Source organism: Sulfitobacter sp. CW3 (genome assembly GCF_019392245.1).
Lineage (GTDB): Bacteria > Pseudomonadota > Alphaproteobacteria > Rhodobacterales > Rhodobacteraceae > Sulfitobacter.
Window position 1 is genome coordinate 1 of sequence record NZ_JAHXRL010000372.1, and the last position, 257, is coordinate 257.

1 protein-coding gene is annotated in these 257 nt (G+C 70.8%); it reads right to left on the bottom strand.

What is annotated here, in order from left to right; translation table 11 throughout:
• Positions 1 to 257 (bottom strand): ATP-binding protein (locus tag KZZ06_RS21460; RefSeq protein ID WP_219581954.1); only part of this gene is annotated, 257 nt, incomplete at both ends.

Sequence of the window (257 nt, forward strand, 5' to 3'; positions counted from 1 at the left end):
AACAGCACCTTGAAGCCGGCCTCGACGAGAGCGAGCCCGATCGCTGCAGCGAGATGGCTCTTCCCGCCGCCGGGTGGGCCGAACAGGAGCAGGTTGGCCCCCTGCGCAAGCCAGGCGTCGCCGGCGGCGACCGCCATGACCTGAGCCTTCGAGAGCATCGGCACGGCGGCGAAGTCGAAGCCGTCGAGCGTCTTGCCCGGCGGCAGGCGCGCCTCGGCGAGATGACGCTCGATGCGTCGTCTGTCGCGCTCGGCCAA